17 protein-coding genes and 1 tRNA gene are annotated in these 22,240 nt (G+C 60.4%); 13 read left to right on the top strand and 5 right to left on the bottom strand.

The window, feature by feature from the left end:
- Positions 1 to 223 precede the first annotated feature (223 nt).
- Entirely contained in the window at positions 224 to 1,381 is a 1,158-nt protein-coding gene (locus tag Q8L50_RS00525) for a branched-chain amino acid ABC transporter substrate-binding protein (RefSeq protein WP_370869703.1), read from the top strand.
- Positions 1,382 to 1,723: 342 nt separating this feature from the next.
- Here the strand turns inward: Q8L50_RS00525 and Q8L50_RS00520 are convergent.
- The 4 genes from Q8L50_RS00520 to Q8L50_RS00505 form a co-directional block, all read right to left on the bottom strand.
- Positions 1,724 to 1,813 (bottom strand) — tRNA-Ser (locus Q8L50_RS00520).
- A gap of 45 nt (positions 1,814 to 1,858) precedes the next feature.
- On the bottom strand, positions 1,859 to 2,233 hold the full coding sequence (locus Q8L50_RS00515) for a DUF2237 family protein (protein ID WP_305346688.1): 375 nt from the start codon (positions 2,231 to 2,233) through the stop codon (positions 1,859 to 1,861).
- 19 nt (positions 2,234 to 2,252) lie between these two features.
- Positions 2,253 to 3,167 carry an SPFH domain-containing protein gene (locus tag Q8L50_RS00510; RefSeq protein WP_305346687.1) on the bottom strand — a complete coding sequence of 305 codons (915 nt, stop codon included), beginning with the start codon at positions 3,165 to 3,167 and terminating at the stop codon, positions 2,253 to 2,255.
- A gap of 63 nt (positions 3,168 to 3,230) precedes the next feature.
- Positions 3,231 to 3,659, bottom strand: a complete 429-nt coding sequence (locus tag Q8L50_RS00505; protein WP_305346686.1) for an NfeD family protein — start codon at positions 3,657 to 3,659, stop codon at positions 3,231 to 3,233.
- 166 nt (positions 3,660 to 3,825) lie between these two features.
- Between Q8L50_RS00505 and Q8L50_RS00500 the strand changes: the two genes are divergently transcribed.
- A complete protein-coding gene (locus Q8L50_RS00500) occupies positions 3,826 to 6,102 on the top strand; it encodes an arginine/lysine/ornithine decarboxylase (protein WP_305346685.1) in 2,277 nt (758 codons plus the stop codon).
- Between the two features lie 14 nt (positions 6,103 to 6,116).
- Positions 6,117 to 6,857 carry a GNAT family N-acetyltransferase gene (locus tag Q8L50_RS00495; protein ID WP_305346684.1) on the top strand — a complete coding sequence of 247 codons (741 nt, stop codon included), beginning with the start codon at positions 6,117 to 6,119 and terminating at the stop codon, positions 6,855 to 6,857.
- A gap of 223 nt (positions 6,858 to 7,080) precedes the next feature.
- Here the strand turns inward: Q8L50_RS00495 and fabI are convergent, their stop codons facing one another.
- Positions 7,081 to 7,896 (bottom strand): enoyl-ACP reductase FabI, encoded by an 816-nt coding sequence (gene fabI, locus Q8L50_RS00490; RefSeq protein WP_305346683.1) that lies wholly within the window; start codon positions 7,894 to 7,896, stop codon positions 7,081 to 7,083.
- A 95-nt stretch (positions 7,897 to 7,991) separates the two neighbouring features.
- Here fabI and Q8L50_RS00485 point away from each other — a divergent pair, with 95 nt between their 5' ends.
- The 10 genes from Q8L50_RS00485 (at position 7,992) to typA (ending at position 22,140) form a co-directional block, all read left to right on the top strand.
- Positions 7,992 to 9,806, top strand: a complete 1,815-nt coding sequence (locus Q8L50_RS00485) for an extracellular solute-binding protein (protein ID WP_305346682.1) — start codon at positions 7,992 to 7,994, stop codon at positions 9,804 to 9,806.
- Entirely contained in the window at positions 9,806 to 10,840 is a 1,035-nt protein-coding gene (locus tag Q8L50_RS00480) for a microcin C ABC transporter permease YejB (protein WP_305346681.1), read from the top strand. The genes Q8L50_RS00485 and Q8L50_RS00480 overlap by 1 nt, the downstream gene beginning before the upstream one ends.
- A 3-nt stretch (positions 10,841 to 10,843) precedes the next feature.
- Positions 10,844 to 11,890: an ABC transporter permease gene (locus tag Q8L50_RS00475; RefSeq protein WP_305346680.1), complete on the top strand. Its 1,047-nt coding sequence runs from the start codon at positions 10,844 to 10,846 to the stop codon at positions 11,888 to 11,890.
- Positions 11,887 to 13,488 (top strand): ABC transporter ATP-binding protein, encoded by a 1,602-nt coding sequence (locus Q8L50_RS00470; protein ID WP_305346679.1) that lies wholly within the window; start codon positions 11,887 to 11,889, stop codon positions 13,486 to 13,488. Before Q8L50_RS00475 ends, Q8L50_RS00470 begins: the two co-directional genes overlap by 4 nt.
- A gap of 168 nt (positions 13,489 to 13,656) precedes the next feature.
- Entirely contained in the window at positions 13,657 to 14,247 is a 591-nt protein-coding gene (gene rimP, locus Q8L50_RS00465; protein WP_305346678.1) for a ribosome maturation factor RimP, read from the top strand.
- 23 nt (positions 14,248 to 14,270) lie between these two features.
- Positions 14,271 to 15,812 carry a transcription termination factor NusA gene (gene nusA / locus Q8L50_RS00460; RefSeq protein ID WP_305346677.1) on the top strand — a complete coding sequence of 514 codons (1,542 nt, stop codon included), beginning with the start codon at positions 14,271 to 14,273 and terminating at the stop codon, positions 15,810 to 15,812.
- A gap of 27 nt (positions 15,813 to 15,839) precedes the next feature.
- The gene (gene infB, locus Q8L50_RS00455; RefSeq protein ID WP_305346676.1) at positions 15,840 to 18,743 is read left to right on the top strand and encodes a translation initiation factor IF-2; all 2,904 of its coding nucleotides are present in this window, start codon (positions 15,840 to 15,842) and stop codon (positions 18,741 to 18,743) included.
- A gap of 59 nt (positions 18,744 to 18,802) precedes the next feature.
- Positions 18,803 to 19,171, top strand: a complete 369-nt coding sequence (gene rbfA / locus Q8L50_RS00450) for a 30S ribosome-binding factor RbfA (protein ID WP_305346675.1) — start codon at positions 18,803 to 18,805, stop codon at positions 19,169 to 19,171.
- Positions 19,172 to 19,260: 89 nt separating this feature from the next.
- On the top strand, positions 19,261 to 20,283 hold the full coding sequence (truB, locus tag Q8L50_RS00445; protein ID WP_305346674.1) for a tRNA pseudouridine(55) synthase TruB: 1,023 nt from the start codon (positions 19,261 to 19,263) through the stop codon (positions 20,281 to 20,283).
- Positions 20,284 to 20,316: 33 nt separating this feature from the next.
- Positions 20,317 to 22,140 carry a translational GTPase TypA gene (gene typA / locus Q8L50_RS00440; RefSeq protein WP_305346673.1) on the top strand — a complete coding sequence of 608 codons (1,824 nt, stop codon included), beginning with the start codon at positions 20,317 to 20,319 and terminating at the stop codon, positions 22,138 to 22,140.
- Positions 22,141 to 22,240 lie beyond the last annotated feature (100 nt).

Genomic DNA, 22,240 nt, shown 5'->3' with positions numbered 1-22,240 from the left:
GTCCAACCCGCGCGTTTTATTAGCACCGCTAATATCTCAATACTTTCCGTTCTTTCGTCGTCGTGCTGGCAACACCCTAGGGCTGCTTGCTATGGTGTGGGCGCGAAAATTGCGGTATGTTCTGTGCCGTTGAGCAAAAAAAACGGTTCTCAACCTTTAACGGTAATTTCCTAATTGGAGTGTATTTATGCAAATGAAATGGACTGCGGTCGCTTTGGCCGCCATGTTGGTTGTTGCCTGCGGCAAAAAAGAAGAAGCCAAGCCAGCCGCCACTGCACCTGCTGCCCCGGTCGCTGCAGCGCCTGCTGCTGCCGGTGATACGCTCGTCGTCAAAATTGGTCACGTTGCCCCGACTTCCGGTGCACAGGCCCACTACGGCAAGGACAATGAAAATGGCGTCCGCATGGCCATTGAAGACCTGAACAAGCAAGGCGTCATGATTGGTGGCAAGAAGGCCACCTTCGAAATCGTGGCTGAAGATGATGCTGCCGATCCAAAACAGGGCACGGCTGCTGCACAAAAACTGTGCGACTCCAAAGTCGCTGGCGTGGTTGGGCACCTCAACTCGGGCACCACCATTCCTGCGTCCAAGGTGTACAACGACTGCGGTATTCCACACGTCACGGGTGCTGCTACCAACCCCGACCTGACCAAGCCTGGCTACAAGACCACCTACCGCATCATTGCCAATGACCTGGCACTGGGCGCTGGCCTGGCGTTTTACGCCGCTGATACGCTGAAGCTGAAGAAAGTGGCCGTCATTGACGACCGCTCGGCTTACGGCCAGGGTGTTGCCGACATTTTCAAGAAGACAGCCAAGGAAAAAGGCATGACCGTGGTGGACGAGCAGTTCACGACAGACAAAGCCACCGACTTCATGGCCATCCTGACCGCCATCAAGGCCAAAGGCCCTGACGCTGTTTTCTACGGCGGCATGGACCCACAAGCCGGCCCGATGCTGCGCCAGATGGAGCAACTCGGCATGACCAAGGTCAAGTACTTCGGCGGTGACGGCATCTGCACTTCAGAGATCGCCAAACTCGCTGGCGGCGCCAAGACCCTTGAAAACGTGATTTGTGCCGAAGGTGGCGCTTCGCTGGCCAAAATGCCAGGCGGCGCCGAGTGGAAGAAGCGTTACGACGAGAAGTATCCTGGCCAGTTCCAGGTTTACAGCCCGTACACCTATGACGCTACTTTCGTTTTGGTCGACGCCATGAAACGCGCCAACTCGAGCGATCCGAAGGTTTACATCCCCGAGCTGATCAAGACCAGCTTCAAGGGCGTGACCACCACCATCGAGTTCCTGCCTAGCGGCGAGTTGAAGAACCCGTCCATCACTTTGTACAACTACAAAGACGGCAAGAAAGTCGCTCTGGAGTAAATCGCCCCAGCGTCAGAAAAAAAGCCACCGCGAGGTGGCTTTTTTTTGCCCCTCATGAGAGGGTGTTCGGCAAAATTGCTTTAAGGCCGCGCCCAAGGGGCGCATCAACGCCAGCGGGCCAGCGTGCCCGCGGCGCTGGAGCAGATCTGAGTTCCTGCAGGATCAGGACTTGCAAGGTGATGCGCTGCAGGGCGTACCGTACTTCGAGTTTGGGTGCATGGGAGTCAATCCCGGGCTACGACCGCAATACCCGCGCCGAAAGCCCGACACAAAAAAGCCCAGGCAGGCTGGGCTTTCAGGAGTTTTCGCCACCGTGTCGGAACTCACGGCAACTGTACTATTTGGCGGAAGAGGCGGGATTCGAACCCGCGGTGGGTATAACCCCACGCACGCTTTCCAGGCGTGTGACTTAAACCGCTCATCCACCCTTCCGCGAAGCCTCAGATTGTAGCAGTGCGAACGTGGGTAGCGCGCCTGCTACTGGAGGGCGCTGCGAAACTGGTGTCTTTCGAGCTGGCCCCGGGTCACGAAGGCCAGCGCCTGCGCATGGGTGGATTCCAGCACCACGGGGGGTGCGCAACCTGCCTCCAGCGCCTCACGCCAGCGGTTGGCGCACAGGCACCAGCGGTCGCCGGGTTTCAGGCCAGCAAAGCGATATTCTGGGCGGGGCGAGACCAGGTCATTGCCGCGCGCCGTGGAAAATGCCAGGAACGCGATGGTCACCCGCACGCAGATCAGGTGCGACCCAAGGTCGGATTCGTCGGTGTTGCAGCAACCATCCCGGAAGTAGCCTGTCAGCGGATCGTAGGAGCAGGGGACCAGATCGGTGCCCAGCACATTCCTGGCGGTCATGCCTGTCGTCTTTCGCTGATCAGGCGGGTTTGGTGGACTGCACCATGGTCATGGCCGAGGTGATCAGGGCAGACACTTCGGTCATGTTGCTGGGAACAATCAGCGTGGTCTTGGCGTCGGCTGCAACGCGGGAATAAGCCTCCATGGCCTTTTCCGCCACCTTGAGCTGTACGGCCATTTCGCCACCGGGCTGGCGGATGGCCGAAGCGACAACTTCGATGGCGCGTGCATTGGCTTCGGCCACTGCAGTGATGGCGGCGGCTTCACCCTGCGCATTGTTGATGGCCGCGAGTTTTTCGCCTTCCGAGCGGGCGATAAACGCCTCGCGTTCGCCGGTGGCGATGTTGATCTGCTCCTGGCGACGGCCTTCCGAGGCCGCGATCAAGGCGCGCTTTTCACGCTCGGCGGTGATCTGCGACTGCATGGCGTGCAAAATTTCCTTGGGCGGTGTCAAGTCCTTGATTTCATAACGCAGCACCTTCACGCCCCAGTTCAGCGCGGCCTCGTCAATCGCGGCGACCACCTGGGCGTTGATGATGTCGCGCTCTTCAAAGGTCTTGTCGAGCTCCAGCTTGCCGATCACGCTGCGCAGCGAGGTTTGCGCCAGCTGGGTCACAGCCACGATGTAGTTGGACGATCCGTAGCTGGCCCGCATTGGGTCGGTGACCTGGAAATACAGAATGCCATCGACCTGCAACTGCGTGTTGTCACGCGTGATACAGACCTGGCTGGGCACGTCGAGCGGAATTTCCTTGAGCGAGTGTTTGTAGGCGACCCGGTCGATAAAAGGAATCAGGAAGTTCAGGCCCGGTGTCAGGCTTGCGTTGTATTTGCCCAGGCGCTCCACGACCCAGGAGTTTTGCTGGGGCACAACCTTGATGCTGCGCGCAATAAAAATGACGGCAATCACCAGGATGACGAGTGCAATTTCCATGAAGTTCTCCGTTGAATAAAAAAGTGTCGGCTTCAGCCGCGCTGCATCAGACTGCCCACTGTCTCACAGTTTTCCGACGACCAGGCGGTTGCCATTGAGTTTTCTGACCTTGAAAAGCCCTGGCTCGGGCGCTGCGTCCCGGTCGGCGAGTTCCACGGTCCATTGGGCCCCGCGGTACTTGACACTGGCCGTGGCATCGTCGTTCCACTGCTGGACATGCACGGTTTCACCGATATCCATTTGTACGTCGCGGTTGGCGTTGGCCTGCGCCGGCTTTGGGCTCTTGCTGCGTTTCCAGTGCCAGGCCACCACCGCACCGCCGCCGACCACTGCCGCCGCCACGATCTGCACAATGACAGAGGCGCCAAGATGGGCGGCCAGGGCGCCGGCAATCATGCCCACGGCCAGCATCAGCAGGTAAAAGGTGCCGGTAACCAGCTCCAGCGCGACGGCGCCGCCTGCCAGTAGCCACCAGATGGTCGATTCACTCATGTCCAGTCTCTCCTGCGTTTCGTAAAAGCCACATTTTGGGCCAGAAGCGTGAATTGGCAAGCTTAACCCCACCCCGGCAAGGCCAGGCCGGCTCGGGGTTCATGAAATATCCTTACACTTCGCCCCTGATTCGATTTTTTTGGCAGTTCCAGGCAAAGGCCTTTTGATGAAATTCCGCTTTCCCATCGTCATCATTGATGAAGACTTCCGCTCCGAAAACACCTCCGGGCTGGGCATCCGTGCGCTGGCGCAGGCCATAGAGACGGAAGGCTTCGAGATTCTGGGCGTGACCAGTTACGGCGACCTGTCGCAATTTGCACAGCAGCAAAGCCGCGCCAGCGCCTTCATTCTGTCGATTGACGACGAAGAATTCACGCCCGGTCCGGATCTGGATCCCGCCGTGCTGAATCTGCGCCACTTCATTGAGGAAGTGCGGCGCAAAAACCTGGATGTGCCGATTTATGTCTACGGTGAAACCAAGACCTCGCGCCACATTCCCAACGACATCCTGCGTGAACTGCACGGTTTCATCCACATGTTTGAAGATACGCCGGAGTTTGTGGCGCGTCACATCATCCGCGAGGCCAAGAGTTACCTCGAAGGTGTGCAGCCGCCGTTTTTCAAGGCCTTGCTCGATTACGCCGAAGACGGCTCTTACTCCTGGCACTGCCCGGGGCACTCGGGCGGTGTGGCCTTCCTGAAAAGTCCGGTCGGGCAGATGTTCCACCAGTTTTTTGGCGAAAACATGCTGCGCGCCGACGTGTGCAACGCGGTGGAAGAGTTGGGCCAGTTGCTGGACCATGACGGCCCGGTGGGGGCGTCCGAGCGTAATGCGGCGCGTATCTTCAATGCCGATCACTGCTTTTTTGTCACCAACGGCACCAGTACCAGCAACAAGATGGTCTGGCACCACACAGTTGCGCCGGGCGACGTCGTAGTGGTAGACCGCAACTGTCACAAGTCCATTTTGCACGCCATCATCATGACCGGGGCCATTCCGGTGTTCCTGAAACCCACGCGCAACCATTTCGGCATCATCGGCCCGATTCCGAAAGAGGAGTTCGAGCAGGCCTCCATCCAGGCCAAGATCAAGGCCAACCCCCTGCTCAAGGGCGTGGACGCCAGGAAGGTCAAGCCGCGTGTGCTCACCATCACGCAATCAACTTATGACGGCGTGCTCTACAACACCGAGACCATCAAGGGCATGCTCGACGGGTATGTCGAGAACCTGCATTTTGACGAGGCATGGCTGCCGCACGCTGCCTTCCACCCGTTCTACGGCAGCTACCACTCCATGGGCAAGAAACGGGTGCGCCCCAAGCAGGCCATGGTGTATGCCACGCAGTCCATCCACAAACTGTTGGCCGGCATCAGCCAGGCGAGCCAGGTGCTGGTGCAGGACTCGCAGACGGTCAAACTGGACCGTCACCTGTTCAACGAGGCGTATCTGATGCACACCAGCACCAGCCCGCAGTACAGCATCATTGCAAGTTGTGATGTCGCGGCGGCCATGATGGAGCCACCCGGTGGCACCGCGCTGGTCGAGGAAAGTATTCTGGAAGCGCTGGACTTCCGCCGCGCCATGCGCAAGGTGGCCGAAGAATACGGCGACGACTGGTGGTTCAAGGTCTGGGGGCCGGACAAGCTGGTGGACGAAGGCATTGGCCGCTCGGAAGACTGGATCATCAAAGGCGAAAGCAAAAACGCCAAGGCTGGGGTCAACTGGCACGGCTTCGGCAAGAAGGCCACCGGCTTCAACATTCTGGACCCGATCAAATCGACCGTGGTCACACCCGGCATGGACCTGAACGGCAAGTTTGCCAAAACCGGCATTCCGGCCAGCATCGTGACCAAATTTCTGGCTGAACACGGCGTGGTGGTCGAGAAAACCGGCCTCTACAGCTTTTTCATCATGTTCACCATCGGTATCACCAAGGGCCGCTGGAACAGCATGCTGACCGCCTTGCAGCAGTTCAAGGATGACTACGCCAAGAACCAGCCGATGTGGCGCATCCTGCCCGAGTTCTGCCAGAAGTACCCGCGTTACGAAAAAATGGGTTTGGCGGACCTCTGCCAGCACATCCACCAGCTCTACGCCAAATACGATATTGCGCGTTTGACCACCGACATGTACCTGAGCGACCTGACGCCAGCCATGAAGCCCAGCGATGCCTACGCCCATATCGCGCTGCGCAAGACCGAGCGGGTTGAAATTGACAATCTGGAAGGTCGCATCACCGTCGGGCTGGTGACGCCGTATCCGCCCGGCATTCCGCTGCTGATTCCGGGCGAAGTTTTCAACAGAAAAATTGTTGACTACCTGAAGTTCTCGCGCGAGTTCAATGCGCAGTGTCCGGGCTTTGAGACTGACATACACGGTCTGGTTGAAGTGGAAGACGAGGGCGGCAAAAAGCATTACTACGCCGATTGCGTCAAGGCGTAAACAGGCAGTCGCGCATGTGGTCCCACGACGTGGCTGGGGTGGAGCGGGCCACCGTCCTGGCCGTTTCGCCGGAAGCTGTGGAAGAGCTGGACGGCTGGTTGCTGGCTTTCGACAGCGGTACCGTAGGCCGCGCCAAAAGTGCTGCGCCACTGCAACACACCGCATGTGACGAAAGCGTGGTCGGCAAGATAGCGGCGCGCTATGCCGCGCACGACCTTGCACCGATATTTCGCTTGCCCCTGCTCGCGTGTTTTGACGGCGTGCGGCGCGAACTGGCGCTGCGCGGCTACAGCGCCGAACGTCCCACCCTGGTGCAACTGGGGTCGGTCAGTGCCATGCGTGCGACTTTTACCCAGCCACCGGCCGAGATCGCCACATCGCCCGATGCCGCCTGGGCGGCACTGTTTCTGGGCGAGGGGTTTGACCCGGTGGATGGCGCCAGCCGCGTGGCAAAACTCGGCAGCGCGCACGGCTCGCTGTATGCCAGCGTGCGTGAGGCCGAAGCTACCGTGGCCGCAGGTGCTGCTGCCTTTTCGCACGGCTGGGCCAGCGTGCACGGTATGCGTACGGCGCCAGCCTTCCGGGGCAGGGGGATGGCCGGCAGGGTGCTGGCCGGGCTGGCCGAAGCAGCCTTGTCGCGCGGCTTTGAGCGCAGTTTTTTGCAGGTGGAGGCCAGCAACGTGGCGGCACTTGCGCTGTATCAGCGGGCGGGTTTTACGACGGCCTGGTGTTATGAGTACTGGCGTCCCGCCTGAGGTGTCAGTGACACAGTGGAAGTCGCTACGTTTTTGATAGCTGCTTGCGCCTGTCAACCAAGGGCCAGAGACTGATTTGACTGTTAGCGCGCAGCTGCCAGAGCTGTACAGCAGCTTGATGCCCCATTTTTACAAGCCCTATCAACCCCTGGCCCAACAGGGGCGAGCCTGAGTAGCTACCAAAAGCATAGCGAATCGGCGACACGCCGGGCGCCGGCAAGGCTCAAGCGGCTTCGGCTGACTCACCGAGCCCGCCCACCACGTGGCTGAAGCCGCCATCCACATACATGATCTCTGCGCTGACCCCCGCCGCCATATCGCTGAGCAGGAACGCAGCCACATTGCCTACGTCTTCGATCGTCACGTTGCGGCGTATCGGCGATGCCTCGGCAACGCCGCGCAAAATCTTGCCGAAATCCTTGATGCCGCTGGCGGCCAGGGTTTTGATGGGGCCGGCGCTGATGCCATTGACCCGCAGGCCCGTGCCTTTTTTGCCTACCGACTCGGCCAGATAGCGCACCGACGACTCCAGGCTGGCCTTGGCCAGACCCATGGTGTTGTAGTGGGGCACGGTGCGCACTCCGCCCAGGTAGGTCAGAGTCAGCAGGGCCGATTTTGGGTTGAGGAAGGGCAGGGCTGCCTTGGCCATGGCTGGAAAACTGTAGGCGCTGATGTCGTGCGCAATCCGGAAGCTCTCGCGCGACAGGCCGTCCAGAAAATCACCAGCAATAGCCTCGCGCGGTGCAAACCCAATGCTGTGCACAAAGCCGTCAAAGGTCGGCCAGGTGGCGGACAGGTCGGTAAACAGCTTGTCGATCTGCGCGTCGTCCGCGACGTCACAGTCAAAGATCAGGCTGGAGCCAAAGTCGGCGGCAAACTCGGTGATGCGCTCCTTGAAACGCTCGCCCACGTAGCTGAAAGCCAGCTCGGCGCCCTGGGCGTGGCAGGCTTTGGCAATGCCATAGGCGATGGAGCGGTTCGACAACACGCCCGTGATCAGCAATTTTTTGCCTGTGAGAAATCCTGCGTTTGTGCCCATGCTTGTGCTCCAGTGTGTGCGAAAGACCCGGCTTGCGCACCAAGTCATGCATGCCTGGTGATCCTGCGCCGGTTCAATTAGTGCAGAATTGTCGCATGCGGGATTTGTCTTTTTTTCGGGCCCTGACGCTGGCCTGGCTGGCATGCTTTGCGCCGGTGACTTGGGCCGCCCACGCCTATGCGCAGTTTGGCGACATCAAGTACCCGACCGGTTTCACCCATTTCGCCTATGTCAACCCTGCGGCGCCCAAGGGAGGCGAGATCCGCATGGTGCCGCCAACCCGGCCGACCAACTTCGACAAGTTCAACCCCTTCACCTTGCGCGGCACGGCCCCCTACGGTATCGGCATCTTGATGATCGAGAGCCTGCTGACCGGCAACTCCGAGGAACCCACCACCGCTTACGGTTTGTTGGCCGAGGACGTCGAGGTGGCGCCTGATCGGCTTGGGGCGACCTTTCGCATTCACCCCAAGGCACGCTTTCAGGACGGCTCGCCTGTGCTGGCCGCCGATGTGCTGCATTCCTTCACACAGTTGACCGGCAAGCTGGCCGCGCCGCAGTACCGCAGCATTTATGCCGAAGTCAAGGGGGTCCGGGTGTTGTCGGAGCGGCTGGTACGTTTTGACTTTGCAGTGCCCAATCCCGAACTGCCGCTGGTGGTGGGCGGCATGCCGGTGTTCAGTCGCGCATGGGGCGGTGGCAAGCCGTTTGACAAAATTGTGTCTGAATTGCCGATAGGCTCTGGACCGTACAAGCCGGCTAGCGCCGCGATGGGCCGCGACATCACCTATGTGCGCGACCCTGCCTATTGGGGTGCGGATTTACCCAGCCGCAAGGGCCAGTTCAACTTCGATCGCATCACCTTCAAGATTTACCTGGACGAAACCTCGCGTTTCGAGGGACTCAAGGCCGGCGAATACGACTTCATGCGCGAGTTCATTTCGCGCAACTGGGCGCGCCAGTACACCGGCAAGCAGTTCACGTCGGGTGAACTGGTCAAACGCGCTTTCGAAAACCGCAATCCCGGCGACTTCCAGGGTTATGTATTCAACCTGCGCAAGGAGAAGTTCAAGGACGTTCGGGTGCGCCAGGCCATCGCATTGGCCATGGACTTTGAGTGGATGAACCGTCAGTTGTTCTACGGTATCTACAAACGGGTCAACGGTTATTTTCCGAACAGTGAGTTCCATGCAGAGGGCCTGCCCATGCCGGATGAACTGGCGCTGCTGGAGCCCCTGCGCAGCAAGCTCAAACCCGAGGTGTTTGGTCCGGTGCCGTTGTCCCCCAGCACCACGCCGCCAGGTAGCTTGCGGCAAAACCTGCGGCAGGCCCAGGCCTTGCTGAAGGAGGCCGGCTGGACCTACCGGGACGGTGCCCTGCGCAATGCCAAGGGGGAGGCCTTCACGATGGAGTTTCTCAACGACCAGCCATCGCTCGTGCGCATCGTCGGCCCCTTCCAGAAAGCACTCGAAAAACTAGGCATCACCATGACTTACCGGGTGGTTGATTTTTCACTGAGCAAACAGAAAATGGACGCGTTTGACTTCGAGGTCACCACTTTGCGTTTGCCGGGTTCCACCGCGCCAGGCAGCGAATTGCTGGAGCGTTTTGGCTCCGAGGCGGCCAAGACCCCGGGCTCGTCCAACGTCTGGGGCATTGCCGATCCAGCGGTGGATGCCTTGCTGCAAAAGATCGTGGCTGCGAAAACCCGGCCTGATCTGAGTGCTGCGATGCGTGCGCTTGACCGGGTACTGACGCATGGCCATTACTCGGTGCCACAGTACTATGGCGATGCCTTCCTGATCGGTTACCGGCCTGCGCCTTTTGTTCTTCCCCCCGTGATTCCGCCGTATTACCAGGCCGACACCTGGGCCATGAGCACCTGGTGGGCTTCTGCGATCAACAAATAATGGCCAGCTACATCCTCAAACGCCTGCTGCTGATGATTCCCACCTTGCTGGGGGTGCTGCTGCTGACCTTTGCGATGGTGCAGTTTGTGCCTGGCGGGCCGGTTGAGCAGATGGTGGCGCAGTTGCAGGGGCGGGACTCCGGCGGCGAGCGCGCGGCCTCTACCGGTTCCGGCTATCGTGGCCGCCAGGGGCTGGATGCGCAGCGCATCGAGGAAATCAGGGCGCTGTACGGCTTTGACAAACCGGTGCATGAGCGCTTCTTCCAGATGCTCGGCCAGTTTGCGCGCTTTGACCTGGGCAAAAGTTTTTACCAGCACAAGGACGTCTGGCAATTGGTCAAAGAGAAGTTGCCGGTCTCCATCAGCCTGGGCCTGTGGACGTTTTTTATCAGCTACCTGATAGCCGTGCCGCTGGGAGTCGCCAAGGCGGTGCGGGCGGGTACCCGGTTTGACTTTGTCACCACCTTGATTGTGCTGGTTGGTTACGCGATTCCCGGCTTTGTGCTGGGTGTGGCGTTGCTGGTGGTTTTTGGCGGGCAGTTGCAGTGGTTTCCGTTGCGCGGCCTCACGTCTGCGAACTGGGAGACATTGAGCTGGGGTGCGCGCATCACGGATTACCTGTGGCACATCACCTTGCCGGTGACGGCCATGGTGCTGGGGAGTTTTGCGGTCACGGCGGTGCTGACCAAAAACTCGTTTCTGGAAGAAATCCGCAAGCAGTATGTGCTCACGGCACGCGCCAAAGGCCTGTCCGAGCGGCAGGTTCTGTGGAAGCATGTGTTTCGCAATGCGTTGATTCCCATCATCACCGGTTTCCCTTCGGCGTTTATTGGTGCTTTTTTTACCGGCTCGCTGCTGATCGAAACCCTGTTTTCGCTCGACGGCCTGGGCCTGCTCAGCTACGAAAGCGTGATCCGGCGCGACTACCCGGTGGTGCTGGGCACGCTGTATTTGTTCACGCTGATCGGTCTGGTGACCAAGCTGATTTCGGACCTTTGTTATGTCTGGGTTGATCCCCGCGTGAAGTTTGATTGAGTCATGACGACCGGTACCTTGCCTCTTTCTGCATCCCCTTCCAGGCGCGCCTGGCAGCGTTTTCGCCGCAACAAGCTCGGTTACCGCAGCCTGCTGATTTTCTGCGTGCTGGTGGTGCTCAGCCTCTTTGCCGAGGTACTGTCCAACGACAAACCGCTGCTGGTGCGGTATCAGGGCGAGTTTTACTTTCCGCTGATCAAGGACTATTCTGAAAAAACCTTCGGCGGCGATTTCGATACGCCCACTGACTACCTCGATCCCTTTGTTCGCGACAAACTCAAAGAGGGCAGCAACTGGTCGATTTATCCGCTTAATCCGTATGGGCCGCGCACCATCAATTATTTTGCAAAAGCGCCCAACCCCTCGGCACCTTCGCGCGACAACCTGTTCGGCACCGATGACCGTGGCCGAGACCTGCTGGCGCAGCTGATTTACGGTTTCCGGCTCAGCGTGTTGTTTGCGCTCGCGCTGACGCTGATCGGCGTGGTGGTCGGCATCCTTACCGGGGCGGTGCAGGGTTATGCGGGCGGCAAAACCGACCTGGCTTTCCAGCGTTTTATCGAGATCTGGGGCTCCATGCCCGAGCTTTACCTGCTCATCATCTTCAGTGCGGTGTTTGCGCCCAGCGTGGCCTTGCTGCTGTTGCTGCTCAGCCTGTTTGGCTGGATGGGGCTGTCCGACTACGTGCGCGCCGAATTTTTGCGCAACCGCCAGATGGACTACGTGCGCGCAGCCCGGGCGCTGGGGGTGGGCAACCTGCAGATCATGTGGCGCCACATCCTGCCGAACAGTCTGACCCCTGTGGTCACGTTTTTACCGTTTCGCATGAGCGCGGCCATCCTCGCCCTGACCTCACTGGATTTTTTGGGCCTCGGTGTGCCGCCCGGCACGCCCTCGCTGGGCGAGCTGCTGAGCCAGGGCAAGGCGAACATCGACGCCTGGTGGATTTCGCTGTCCACCTTCGCCGTGCTGGTGCTGACGCTGCTGCTGCTGACCTTCATGGGCGATGCCTTGCGTGATGCGCTGGATCCCCGGAAGGTCGACAAATGACAGCCCTCCTGAATGTCAAGAATCTGTGCGTCGCATTTCAGGGCAAAGAGGTGGTGCATGGCATCGATCTGACCATTGCGCCGGGCGAAAAACTGGCGTTGGTGGGCGAGTCCGGCTCCGGCAAGACGGTCACCGCGCTGGCTTTGCTCAGGCTGGTACAAAACGCAGACATAGCTGGCGAAGCGCTGTTTGCGGGGCGTGATGGCCAGGCAGACCTGTTGTCCATGCCCGAGCGCGCGCTTCGCGGCATACGCGGCCAGGACATCGCGATGATTTTTCAGGAGCCGATGACGGCCTTGAACCCGCTGTTCACGGTGGGTGAGCAGATTGCCGAAGTTTTACAGATAAAGCAGGCGCTGACCCCTGCTGAATCTGCGCAAGCCGCTATCAAATTGCTAGCAGATACCGGTATAACCGAAGCCGTACGGCGCGCCAATGCTTTTCCGCACCAGCTGTCGGGCGGACAGCGTCAGCGCGCCATGATCGCCATGGCGCTGGCCTGCCGCCCCAAACTGCTGTTGGCCGACGAGCCGACCACAGCGCTGGACGTGACCCTGCGCACGCAGATTCTGGACTTGCTGACGGGCTTGCAGCAGCAGACCGGCATGGCGGTGCTGCTGATCACCCATGACCTGAACCTGGTGCGCCGCTTTGCCGACCGGATTGCGGTGATGGAGGACGGTCACATTGTCGAAACCGGGCCTGTGGCAGAGGTTTTCCAGAATCCGCAGCACGCCTACACCCGCAAGCTGATCGACAGCCGCCCGGTACGCGACGTGACCGAGCGTCTGCGGGAGCCAGGCGCCGCGCCCGTAATGCAAGCCAGTGCGTTGCGTGTGAGCTACCCGATGCGCCTGCCCGGCATCAAAGGCTGGTTCAAATCAGGCGAATTTATCGCGGTGCACGGGGCCAGTTTCAGCATTGCGCCGGGGCAGACGCTGGGCGTGATCGGGGAGTCGGGCTCGGGAAAATCCACCTTGGCACTGGCGGCACTGGGCTTGCACCCGCACCAGGGGCAACTGCAGGCGGCGGGAGGCCATTGGAGCGGTGACGCGGCAGGCAACAAAGTGATTCGACGCGCCGTCCAGGTAGTGTTTCAGGACCCGTTTTCTTCCTTGTCGCCGCGCATGACCGTCGAAGAAATCGTTGGCGAAGGCTTACGGGTGCATCAGCCAGGTCTGCCGGCTGCGCAGCGGCAGGCGCAGGTGTTGCGCGCGCTGGCCGAGGTCGGCATGACCGAGGCGCAGTTTCCGGGATTGTTACAGCGCTATCCACACGAGTTTTCGGGTGGGCAGCGCCAGCGTCTGGCGATTGCCCGGGCCTTGATCATTGAACCTCAATTGCTGGTGCTGGACGAGCCCACCAGCGCGCTGGACGTGACCATCCAGAAGCAGGTGCTGCACTTGCTGCAAAAACTGCAGCGTGAGCGTGGCTTGAGCTACTTGTTGATCACCCACGACGTGGACGTTATCCGCGCCATGGCGCATCAGGTCATCGTCATGAAAGACGGTGAGGTGCTGGAGGCCGGCACCGTGCAGCAGGTACTGGAAAACCCTGAACATCCCTACACCCGCGTGCTGGTCGCTGCGCAGGTCTGACCCCGGCAGGGGGGATTGGGCGGGCCGGGCATGCAAACTGCTTGCGCCGGTGTGTGCGGCAGGTTACAATACTGGCTTCACGACCAAATGGGCGGGTTTTCACCGCCCATTTTTTTTGGGCGTTTGTTTTTGGAAGCAGTGAGCAAAACACCGCTTTTTTGGACCTGAATGGCATTACACGAGACGATTGAGCAAACAGTCACAGGACTGGGTTACCAGCTGGTGGAAATTGAACGCACCGGCGGTGGTCTGCTGCGCGTCACGATTGACCAGCCCTTTGTTCAGGGGGGCGAAGAGCGGTTTATCAACGCCGAAGATTGCGAAAAAGTCACGCGCCAGCTGCAGTTTGTGCTGGAAGTTGAAGGGGCGGCGTATGCCCGGCTGGAGGTGAGCTCGCCGGGTATAGACCGGCCCCTGCGCAGCGAGGCTGATTTTGAGCGTTTTGCCGGCGAGCTGGTCGACATCACGCTGAAGGCGGCGGTAGGTGCGGCAGTGTCTGCCGGAACCGGCATCTCGGCCAGCCGGAAAAAATTTCGCGGCACGCTGGAGCGTGCGGCTTCGGGGTGGCAGGTGGTCTGGAGCGAAGAGCCCGCAGACAAGCCAGGGTACAAGCCCGGACAGAAAGTAAGCAAGAAACGGATTCCCGCGCCGCTGCAGGCACTGGGATTCACGCTGGACGAAATTGTGCAGGCGCGGCTTGCGCCTGTGGTTGACTTCAAGGGGCGCCGGCCGAAAAGCCCGCCCGCAACAGAGATATAAAAAAGGAAAGGCAGGCTTGTGAAATGAATCGCGAACTGTTGATGTTGGTGGATGCCATCTCGCGTGAGAAGAATGTGGAACGCGATGTCGTTTTTGGTGCTGTCGAGCTTGCGCTCGCATCGGCCACCAAAAAGGTGTACGCCGAAGGCACGGATATCCGTGTCGTGGTGGACCGCGACAGTGGCAACTACGAAACTTTCCGCCGTTGGCTCGTTGTGGCAGACGAAGCCGGCCTGCAAAACCCTGAAGCCGAAGAGTTGGTCAGCGATGCCCGCGACGAGATCGCCGATATCGAAGAAGGCGACTTCATCGAAAAGCCCGTCGAAAGCCTGCCCATAGGCCGCATTGGCGCTCAAGCGGCCAAGCAGGTCATCCTGCAAAAAATCCGCGACGCCGAGCGCGAGATGTTGCTCAACGACTTCATGTCGCGCGGCGACAAGATTTTTGTCGGCACCGTCAAACGCATGGACAAGGGCGACATCATTGTCGAATCCGGTCGCGTCGAAGGCCGCCTGCGCCGCAGCGACATGATCCCGAAAGAAAATCTGCGTTCCGGTGACCGCGTCCGCGCCATGATCATGGAAGTCGACACCACCCTGCGTGGCGCGCCCATCATCCTGTCGCGCACGTCGCCGGAGTACATGATCGAACTGTTCCGCCAGGAAGTGCCCGAGATCGAACAAGGCCTGCTGGAGATCAAATCCTGCGCCCGCGACCCGGGTTCGCGCGCCAAGATCGCCGTGTTGTCCCATGACAAGCGCGTTGACCCCATCGGTACCTGCGTCGGCGTGCGCGGCACCCGCGTCAACGGTGTGACCAACGAGCTGGCCGGTGAACGTGTCGACATCGTGCTCTGGAGCGAAGATCCGGCCCAGTTCGTGATCGGCGCGCTGGCACCGGCCAATGTGTCATCCATCGTGGTCGATGAAGAGCGTCATGCCATGGATGTGGTGGTCGATGAGGAAAACCTCGCGATCTCCATTGGCCGCGGTGGCCAGAACGTGCGCCTGGCCGCCGAGCTGACGGGCTGGAAGATCAACATCATGACGGCCGATGAGTCCGCTGAAAAGCAGGCCACCGAGACCGACACCAGCCGCAAGCTGTTCATGGAAAAACTCGATGTGGACGAGGAAATCGCCGACATCCTGATCTCCGAAGGCTTCACCAGCCTGGAAGAAGTGGCTTATGTGCCTATCCAGGAAATGCTGGAGATCGAATCCTTCGACGAAGACACGGTCACCGAACTGCGCACGCGCGCCAAGGATGCGCTGCTGACCATGGAAATCGCCAAGGAAGAAAACGCTGAAGGCGTCTCGCAGAACCTGCGCGATGTCGAAGGCCTCACGCCCGAGCTGATTGCCAAACTCACGGAGGCCGGCGTCGGCACCCGTGACGACCTGGCCGATCTGGCCGTGGATGAACTCACCGATATCACCGGCCAGTCCGAGGACGACGCCAAGGCCCTGATCATGACCGCGCGCGCGCATTGGTTCACCGATGATGCCGCCGAAACTGCCGACGCCGCTGAGCCTGCAAGTGCAGACCTCGCGTCCAAAGAGCAATGATCATGGAGGCCAGCAGGAAAAAAACATATGTCCAGTACCACTACCGTCGCTGAATTCGCAGCTGAACTGAATAAACCCACCGCCATACTGATCGAGCAATTGACCAGTGCCGGCGTTGCCAAGGCGCAAGCCGATGACCGTCTCTCCGAGGCCGACAAACAGAAGCTGCTGAGCTTTCTGCAGGCCAGCCACGGCACGGTCAGCGCCGAGCGTAAAAAAATCACGCTGGTCAAAAAGTCCACCAGTGAAATCAAGCAGGCCGATGCCACAGGCCGTGCCCGCACCATCCAGGTCGAGGTGCGCAAGAAGCGCACCTTCGTCAAACGTGACGAGAGCTCCGAGCAGCCGGCTGACGATGCCGTTGCGATGCCGGAAGCGCCTCAGGCGCCGCAGGTCGATGAAGCTGAACTGGTACGCCGCGAGGAAGAGGCCAGCCGCCATGCGGAGCTTCTGCGCCGTCAGGAAGAAGAACTGACAGAAAAACGCCGCTTGCGTGAAGAGCAGGACGCCAAAGAGGCTCAGCGTGAGCAGGAGCGGCTTGTCGCTGAGCAAGCCGCGCAGGCCGCCGCACAGGCCTCAGCGGCGGCAGCTGAAACCAAAAAACCGGCGACCGGCAAATCTGCTGCCGCCAAAGCCGCCGCCGTGCAGGCGCCGGTGGTAGACGATGCGGCCGCCGCCGAAAAGGCAGCCATCAAAGCCGCCGAAGTCAGCGCTGCGCAGCTCGCCGCCAAAGCCAAGGCCACCGCTGAATTCCAGGCTGATGCCGTCAAGGCTCAGGACCTGCAGGACCGCCGCAAGAAAGCCGAGGCGGAAGCTGCCGGCATTCGCGCGATGATGAATGCACCCAAGCGCGTGCTGGTGCCACACGTCGATCCCAAAGCCGTCATCAAGGGCACTTTGCACAAGCCGGCTGTGGTGCCGGGTGCTGCCAAACCCGCTGCAGCGGGCGGCACGGCCGCTGCCGGCGCCGCGGGCAAGAAGGAAGTCAAGTCTGAGAACCTGTCTTCGACCTGGAAAGACGATGCTGCCAAGAAGAAGGGCGAAATCAAGACCCGTGGTGCTCCGGTTGTGCCGGGACGCGGCAACTTCCGTGGTGGCCCGCGTGGCCGTCGCACTCCGGATCGCGATTCGCGTTCCGAGTCCAACTTTGTGGCGCCCACCGAGTTCAAGGTTGTTGAAGTACATGTGCCAGAGACCATCACGGTGGCCGAGTTGGCCCACAAGATGAGCGTCAAGTCGTCCGAGGTCATCAAACACCTGATGAAGCTGGGCCAGATGGTCACCATCAACCAGCCGCTGGACCAGGACACCGCCATGATTGTGGTGGAAGAGATGGGTCACAAGGCCGTGACGGCCGCTCTGGACGATCCGGAAGCCTTTACCGATGACGATAACGCCGGACCACAGGCCGAGTTGCTGCCGCGCGCGCCGGTCGTCACCGTCATGGGTCACGTCGACCACGGCAAGACCTCGCTGCTCGACTACATCCGTACCGCCAAAGTGGCCTCCGGTGAAGCCGGAGGTATCACCCAGCACATCGGCGCCTACCACGTGGAAACCCCGCGCGGCATGGTGTCCTTCCTGGATACACCGGGTCACGAGGCGTTTACCGCCATGCGTGCCCGCGGCGCCCAGGCGACCGACATTGTGATTCTGGTGGTGGCAGCTGATGACGGTGTGATGCCGCAGACCCGCGAAGCCATCAAGCACGCAAAGGCAGCTGGTGTGCCCATCGTGGTGGCGATCAACAAGATCGACAAGCCCGGAATCAACATGGAGCGCGTCAAGGGCGAACTGGTCACCGAAGAGGTGATCCCCGAAGAGTTTGGCGGCGACGTGCCATTTGTCGGCGTGTCGGCCCATACCGGCGCCGGTATCGACGCCCTGCTCGAGCAGGTGCTGTTGCAGGCTGAAGTGCTGGAGCTCAAGGCGCCGGTTGATGCGCTGGCCAAGGGTCTGGTGATTGAAGCCCGGCTCGACAAGGGCCGCGGTCCTGTCGCTACCGTGCTGGTGCAGGCCGGTACGCTCAAGGCGGGCGACGTGGTACTGGCCGGTTCGACCTTTGGCCGCGTGCGCGCCATGCTGGACGAAAACGGCAAGCCGATCAAGACCGCAGGTCCGTCGATTCCTGTGGAAATCCAGGGCCTGACGGAAGTGCCACAGGCCGGTGACGAGTTCATGGTCATGCTCGACGAACGCCGTGCCCGGGAGATCGCTACCTACCGCGCCGGCAAGTTCCGCAACACCAAGCTGGCCAAGCAGCAGGCGTCCAAGCTGGAGAACATGTTCTCCGACATCGGCGCCGGCGAGGTCAAGATGTTGCCCATCATCATCAAGGCCGACGTACAGGGTTCGCAGGAAGCGCTGGCCCAGTCGCTGCTCAAGCTCTCGACCGACGAGGTCAAGGTGCAACTGGTGTACTCCGGTGTGGGTGGTATTTCCGAGTCCGACGTCAACCTGGCGATTGCGTCCAAGGCAGTGGTGATCGGCTTCAACACCCGCGCCGATGCCCAGGCCCGCAAGCAGGCAGAAAACAACGGCGTCGATCTTCGTTACTACAACATCATTTATGACGCTGTGGACGAGCTGCGCGCCGCGATGTCTGGCATGCTGACGCCGGACAAGAAGGAAGAAGTCATTGGTACCGCCGAGATCCGCCAGGTGTTCAAGGTCAGCAAGATCGGCTCGATTGCCGGCTGTATGGTCACCGCCGGTGTGGTCCGCCGCTCTGCGCGCTTGCGCCTGCTGCGTGAAAACGTGGTCATCTTCACCGGCGAACTCGACTCGCTCAAGCGTTTCAAGGACGATGCCAAGGAAGTCAAGGAAGGTTTCGAGTGCGGCTTGAACGTCAAGGGCTACAACGACATCCAGGTCGGCGACATGCTGGAGTTCTTTGAAATCCGGGAAGTGGCCAGGACACTGGAGGTCTGATCGCCGCGAGGCCGGTTGTGCCGAAAGGGCAACCCGCCAACCGGCAGGCTCACTGAGTTATGCGTAAAAAATCATCCACCCCGAACCGCGGTTTTCGCGTTGCCGACCAGATCCAGCGCGATCTGACGGAGCTGATCGCGCGCGAGTTGAAAGATCCGCGGGTGGGGATGGTGACGATCCAGGCGGTCGAGGTGACGCCGGACTACGCACATGCCAAGGTGTTTTTCAGCGTCTTGATCGGCGATCCGACCGAGTGCGAAACCGCCCTGAACCAGGCGGCGGGTTTTCTGCGCAACGGCCTGTTTAAAAAGCTGATGATTCACACGGTTCCCACGCTTCATTTCCAGTTTGACCGCACGACCGAGCGCGCGGCCGACATGAACGCCCTGATTGCCAAGGCGGTTTCCTCCCGCGCCCAGGACGACTGAGTTCGCGCCGTTTCCCTTGATGACAGGTTCAGGGACAACGGTGCCAACGCCACGCCGGGCTTGCCCGTGCGTTGAGCCTGTCGGAATTTATGACGCAAACTTCTCCTCATCGCCAAAAGATACAGCGACGTCCCGTGCATGGCGTGTTGCTGCTCGACAAGCCGTTGGGCCTGTCGAGCAACCAGGCGCTGCAAAAGGCGAAGTGGTTGCTGCGCGCGGACAAAGCCGGCCATACCGGTACGCTGGATCCGCTGGCCACTGGCGTGTTGCCGTTGTGTTTTGGTGCCGCCACCAAGTTCAGCCAGCTCCAGCTTGACGCCGACAAAACCTATGAAGCGGTGCTGCTGCTGGGCCAGAAAACCAGCACCGCCGATGCCGAAGGCGAGGTGATTGAGACGCGTCCGGTGCCAACTATCACGCCCGAACTGCTCGCAGAAATGACGCGTCGTTTCACCGGCCCGCTGGCGCAGGTTCCGCCCATGTATTCGGCCCTGAAGAAAGACGGCAAGGCGCTGTACGAATATGCGCGCAAAGGCGAGGAAGTCGAACGGGAAGCCCGCCACATCAATATTTACAAGTTGAATATGGCTCCAGCCCATGACCCACGGGCGCAAGCAGCTATCAAAATAGTAGTTTCCTGCAGCAAAGGCACTTACATCCGCACCCTGGGCGAAGACATTGGCGAGGCCATCGGCTGCGGCGCCCACCTGGGCTCGCTGCGGCGGCTGGAGACCGGTGGCTACACCGACGGCCAATGCGTCAGCCTGCCTTCTCTCGAAGCCATGAGCGAGGCCGAACGCGAGGCTTGCCTGTTGCCTGTGCAGTCACTGGTGGCAGCGTATCCGGCTGTCACATTGGGCGCCGATGATGCAGGGCGTTTCCTCAGCGGTCTGCGTCGCCGTGGCAATGCCGGTCAATGGGGGCCCGATGCCGCGCTGGTACAGGTCTTCGGCACAGATCCTGCGGCTTTCCTCGGCTCAGCCCATGTGACCGCTGACGAACTGATTCCGGGCCGCCTGCTCAGCCCGATTGAAATTCAGGACATGCTGGCCGCCCGCCGTCCTGTTTCACCTGTTTCCTCCAGCCCAGCGGCCAGCGCCGCTATGGCTTAGTACCACCGATTTGAAGTTTTTAGAAAGCGAACCATGAGTCATAAACAAATCCGCAACATCGCCATCATCGCCCACGTTGACCACGGCAAAACCACCATGGTCGATCAGCTGCTGCGTCAGTCCGGCACCTTTGCCCAGCACGAGAAAGTGGTCGACACCGTGATGGACAACAACGCCATCGAAAAAGAGCGTGGCATCACCATCCTGGCCAAAAACTGCGCCGTGACCTGGGAAGGTACTCACATCAACATCGTCGACACACCCGGCCACGCCGACTTCGGCGGCGAGGTGGAGCGTGCGCTGTCCATGGTTGACGGTGTGGTGCTACTGATCGACGCGCAGGAAGGCCCCATGCCCCAGACCCGTTTTGTGACCAAGAAGGCGCTGGCCCTGGGCCTCAAGCCTATCCTGGTGGTCAACAAGGTGGACAAGCCCGGTGCGCGCCCTGACTATGTGGTCAACGCCGCTTTCGACCTGTTTGACAAGCTCGGTGCTACCGATGAGCAGCTCGATTTCCCGGTGGTCTACGCCTCCGGCATCAACGGCTGGTCCTCGCTGGAAGAGGGCCCGCCCAACGAGCAGTGGGGCCCCGACATGTCGGCCCTGTTCAATACCATCCTCCAGCATGTGCCACATCAGGAAGGTGACCCGGCCGCGCCGCTGCAACTGCAGATTTCTGCGCTCGACTTTTCGACCTTCGTGGGCCGTATCGGCGTGGGCCGCATCAGCCAGGGCACCATCAAACCCATGATGGACGTCGTGGTCATGGAAGGCCCGGACGGCAAGGCCATCAAGGGCCGGATCAACCAGGTGCTGACTTTCCAGGGCCTGGAGCGTGTGCAGACCACGGAAGCTGGACCCGGCGAGATTGTGCTGATCAACGGCATTGATGAAATCGGCATTGGCGTGACCCTGACCGATCCGGTCACTCCGATGCCGCTGCCCATGCTCAAGGTCGATGAGCCGACGCTGACCATGAACTTCTGCGTCAACACCAGCCCGCTGGCCGGCCGTGAAGGCAAATACGTCACCAGCCGCCAGATCTGGGACCGGCTGCAGAAAGAGCTGCAACACAACGTGGCACTGCGCGTCAAGGAAACCGATGAGGAAGGCATTTTTGAAGTCATGGGCCGGGGCGAGCTGCACCTGACCATCCTGCTGGAGAACATGCGCCGCGAAGGTTTTGAGCTGGCTGTGTCCAAGCCGCGGGTTGTGATGAAGGAAGTCAACGGCGAGAAACACGAGCCGATCGAGCTGGTCACTGCCGACATCGAGGAAACCCATCAAGGCGGCGTCATGCAGGCCCTGGGTGAGCGCAAGGGCGATTTGGTCAACATGGAATCTGATGGTCGTGGGCGTGTACGCCTCGAGTACCGCATTCCGGCACGCGGCCTGATTGGTTTCACCAATGAATTCCTGAACCTGACGCGCGGTTCCGGCCTGATCTCCAACATCTTCGACAGCTACGAAGCACACAAGGGTGACATCGGCGGCCGCAAGCAAGGCGTGCTGATCTCCATGGACGCTGGTGAAATATTCACCTACGCCCTGGGCAAGCTGGACGACCGTGGCCGCATGTTTGTGCGCGCCAACGACCCGGTGTACGAAGGCATGATTGTGGGTATCCACAGCCGCGACAACGATCTGGTGGTCAACGCCACGCGTACCAAGCAGCTGACCAACTTCCGTGTGTCCGGCAAGGAAGACGCGATCAAGATCACGCCGCCCATCGAGCTGACGCTGGAATACGGCGTGGAATTCATCGAGGAAGACGAGCTGGTTGAAATCACGCCCAAGTCGGTGCGTCTGCGCAAACGCCACCTGACGGAAAGCGAGCGCAAGCGCGCGGGAAGGTAATTGGCCCCCACGGTCACTCACTGCGTGTAGCTCCCCGCCCCACTAGGGGGCCGCTGCGCCTGCGGTCTGGCAAAGCCAGTCCCGCGGCCCCTGCTGGAAT

The organism is Polaromonas sp., from assembly GCF_030680935.1.
GTDB lineage: Bacteria > Pseudomonadota > Gammaproteobacteria > Burkholderiales > Burkholderiaceae_C > Polaromonas.
This window is presented reverse-complemented; position numbering and strand designations above follow the sequence as displayed.

Excerpts from the sequence above, each read along its gene's own strand:
- nusA (WP_305346677.1), top strand. The coding sequence starts at position 14,271 with ATGAATCGCGAACTGTTGATGTTGGTGGATGCCATCTCGCGTGAGAAG.
- Q8L50_RS00480 (WP_305346681.1), top strand. The coding sequence starts at position 9,806 with ATGGCCAGCTACATCCTCAAACGCCTGCTGCTGATGATTCCCACCTTG.
- Q8L50_RS00510 (WP_305346687.1), bottom strand. The coding sequence starts at position 3,167 with ATGGAAATTGCACTCGTCATCCTGGTGATTGCCGTCATTTTTATTGCG.
- Q8L50_RS00475 (WP_305346680.1), top strand. The coding sequence starts at position 10,844 with ATGACGACCGGTACCTTGCCTCTTTCTGCATCCCCTTCCAGGCGCGCC.
- Q8L50_RS00485 (WP_305346682.1), top strand. The coding sequence starts at position 7,992 with ATGCGGGATTTGTCTTTTTTTCGGGCCCTGACGCTGGCCTGGCTGGCA.
- rimP (WP_305346678.1), top strand. The coding sequence starts at position 13,657 with ATGGCATTACACGAGACGATTGAGCAAACAGTCACAGGACTGGGTTAC.
- infB (WP_305346676.1), top strand. The coding sequence starts at position 15,840 with ATGTCCAGTACCACTACCGTCGCTGAATTCGCAGCTGAACTGAATAAA.
- fabI (WP_305346683.1), bottom strand. The coding sequence starts at position 7,896 with ATGGGCACAAACGCAGGATTTCTCACAGGCAAAAAATTGCTGATCACG.
- rbfA (WP_305346675.1), top strand. The coding sequence starts at position 18,803 with ATGCGTAAAAAATCATCCACCCCGAACCGCGGTTTTCGCGTTGCCGAC.
- Q8L50_RS00495 (WP_305346684.1), top strand. The coding sequence starts at position 6,117 with ATGTGGTCCCACGACGTGGCTGGGGTGGAGCGGGCCACCGTCCTGGCC.
- Q8L50_RS00500 (WP_305346685.1), top strand. The coding sequence starts at position 3,826 with ATGAAATTCCGCTTTCCCATCGTCATCATTGATGAAGACTTCCGCTCC.
- Q8L50_RS00515 (WP_305346688.1), bottom strand. The coding sequence starts at position 2,233 with ATGACCGCCAGGAATGTGCTGGGCACCGATCTGGTCCCCTGCTCCTAC.
- typA (WP_305346673.1), top strand. The coding sequence starts at position 20,317 with ATGAGTCATAAACAAATCCGCAACATCGCCATCATCGCCCACGTTGAC.
- Q8L50_RS00505 (WP_305346686.1), bottom strand. The coding sequence starts at position 3,659 with ATGAGTGAATCGACCATCTGGTGGCTACTGGCAGGCGGCGCCGTCGCG.
- Q8L50_RS00525 (WP_370869703.1), top strand. The coding sequence starts at position 224 with ATGTTGGTTGTTGCCTGCGGCAAAAAAGAAGAAGCCAAGCCAGCCGCC.
- truB (WP_305346674.1), top strand. The coding sequence starts at position 19,261 with ATGACGCAAACTTCTCCTCATCGCCAAAAGATACAGCGACGTCCCGTG.
- Q8L50_RS00470 (WP_305346679.1), top strand. The coding sequence starts at position 11,887 with ATGACAGCCCTCCTGAATGTCAAGAATCTGTGCGTCGCATTTCAGGGC.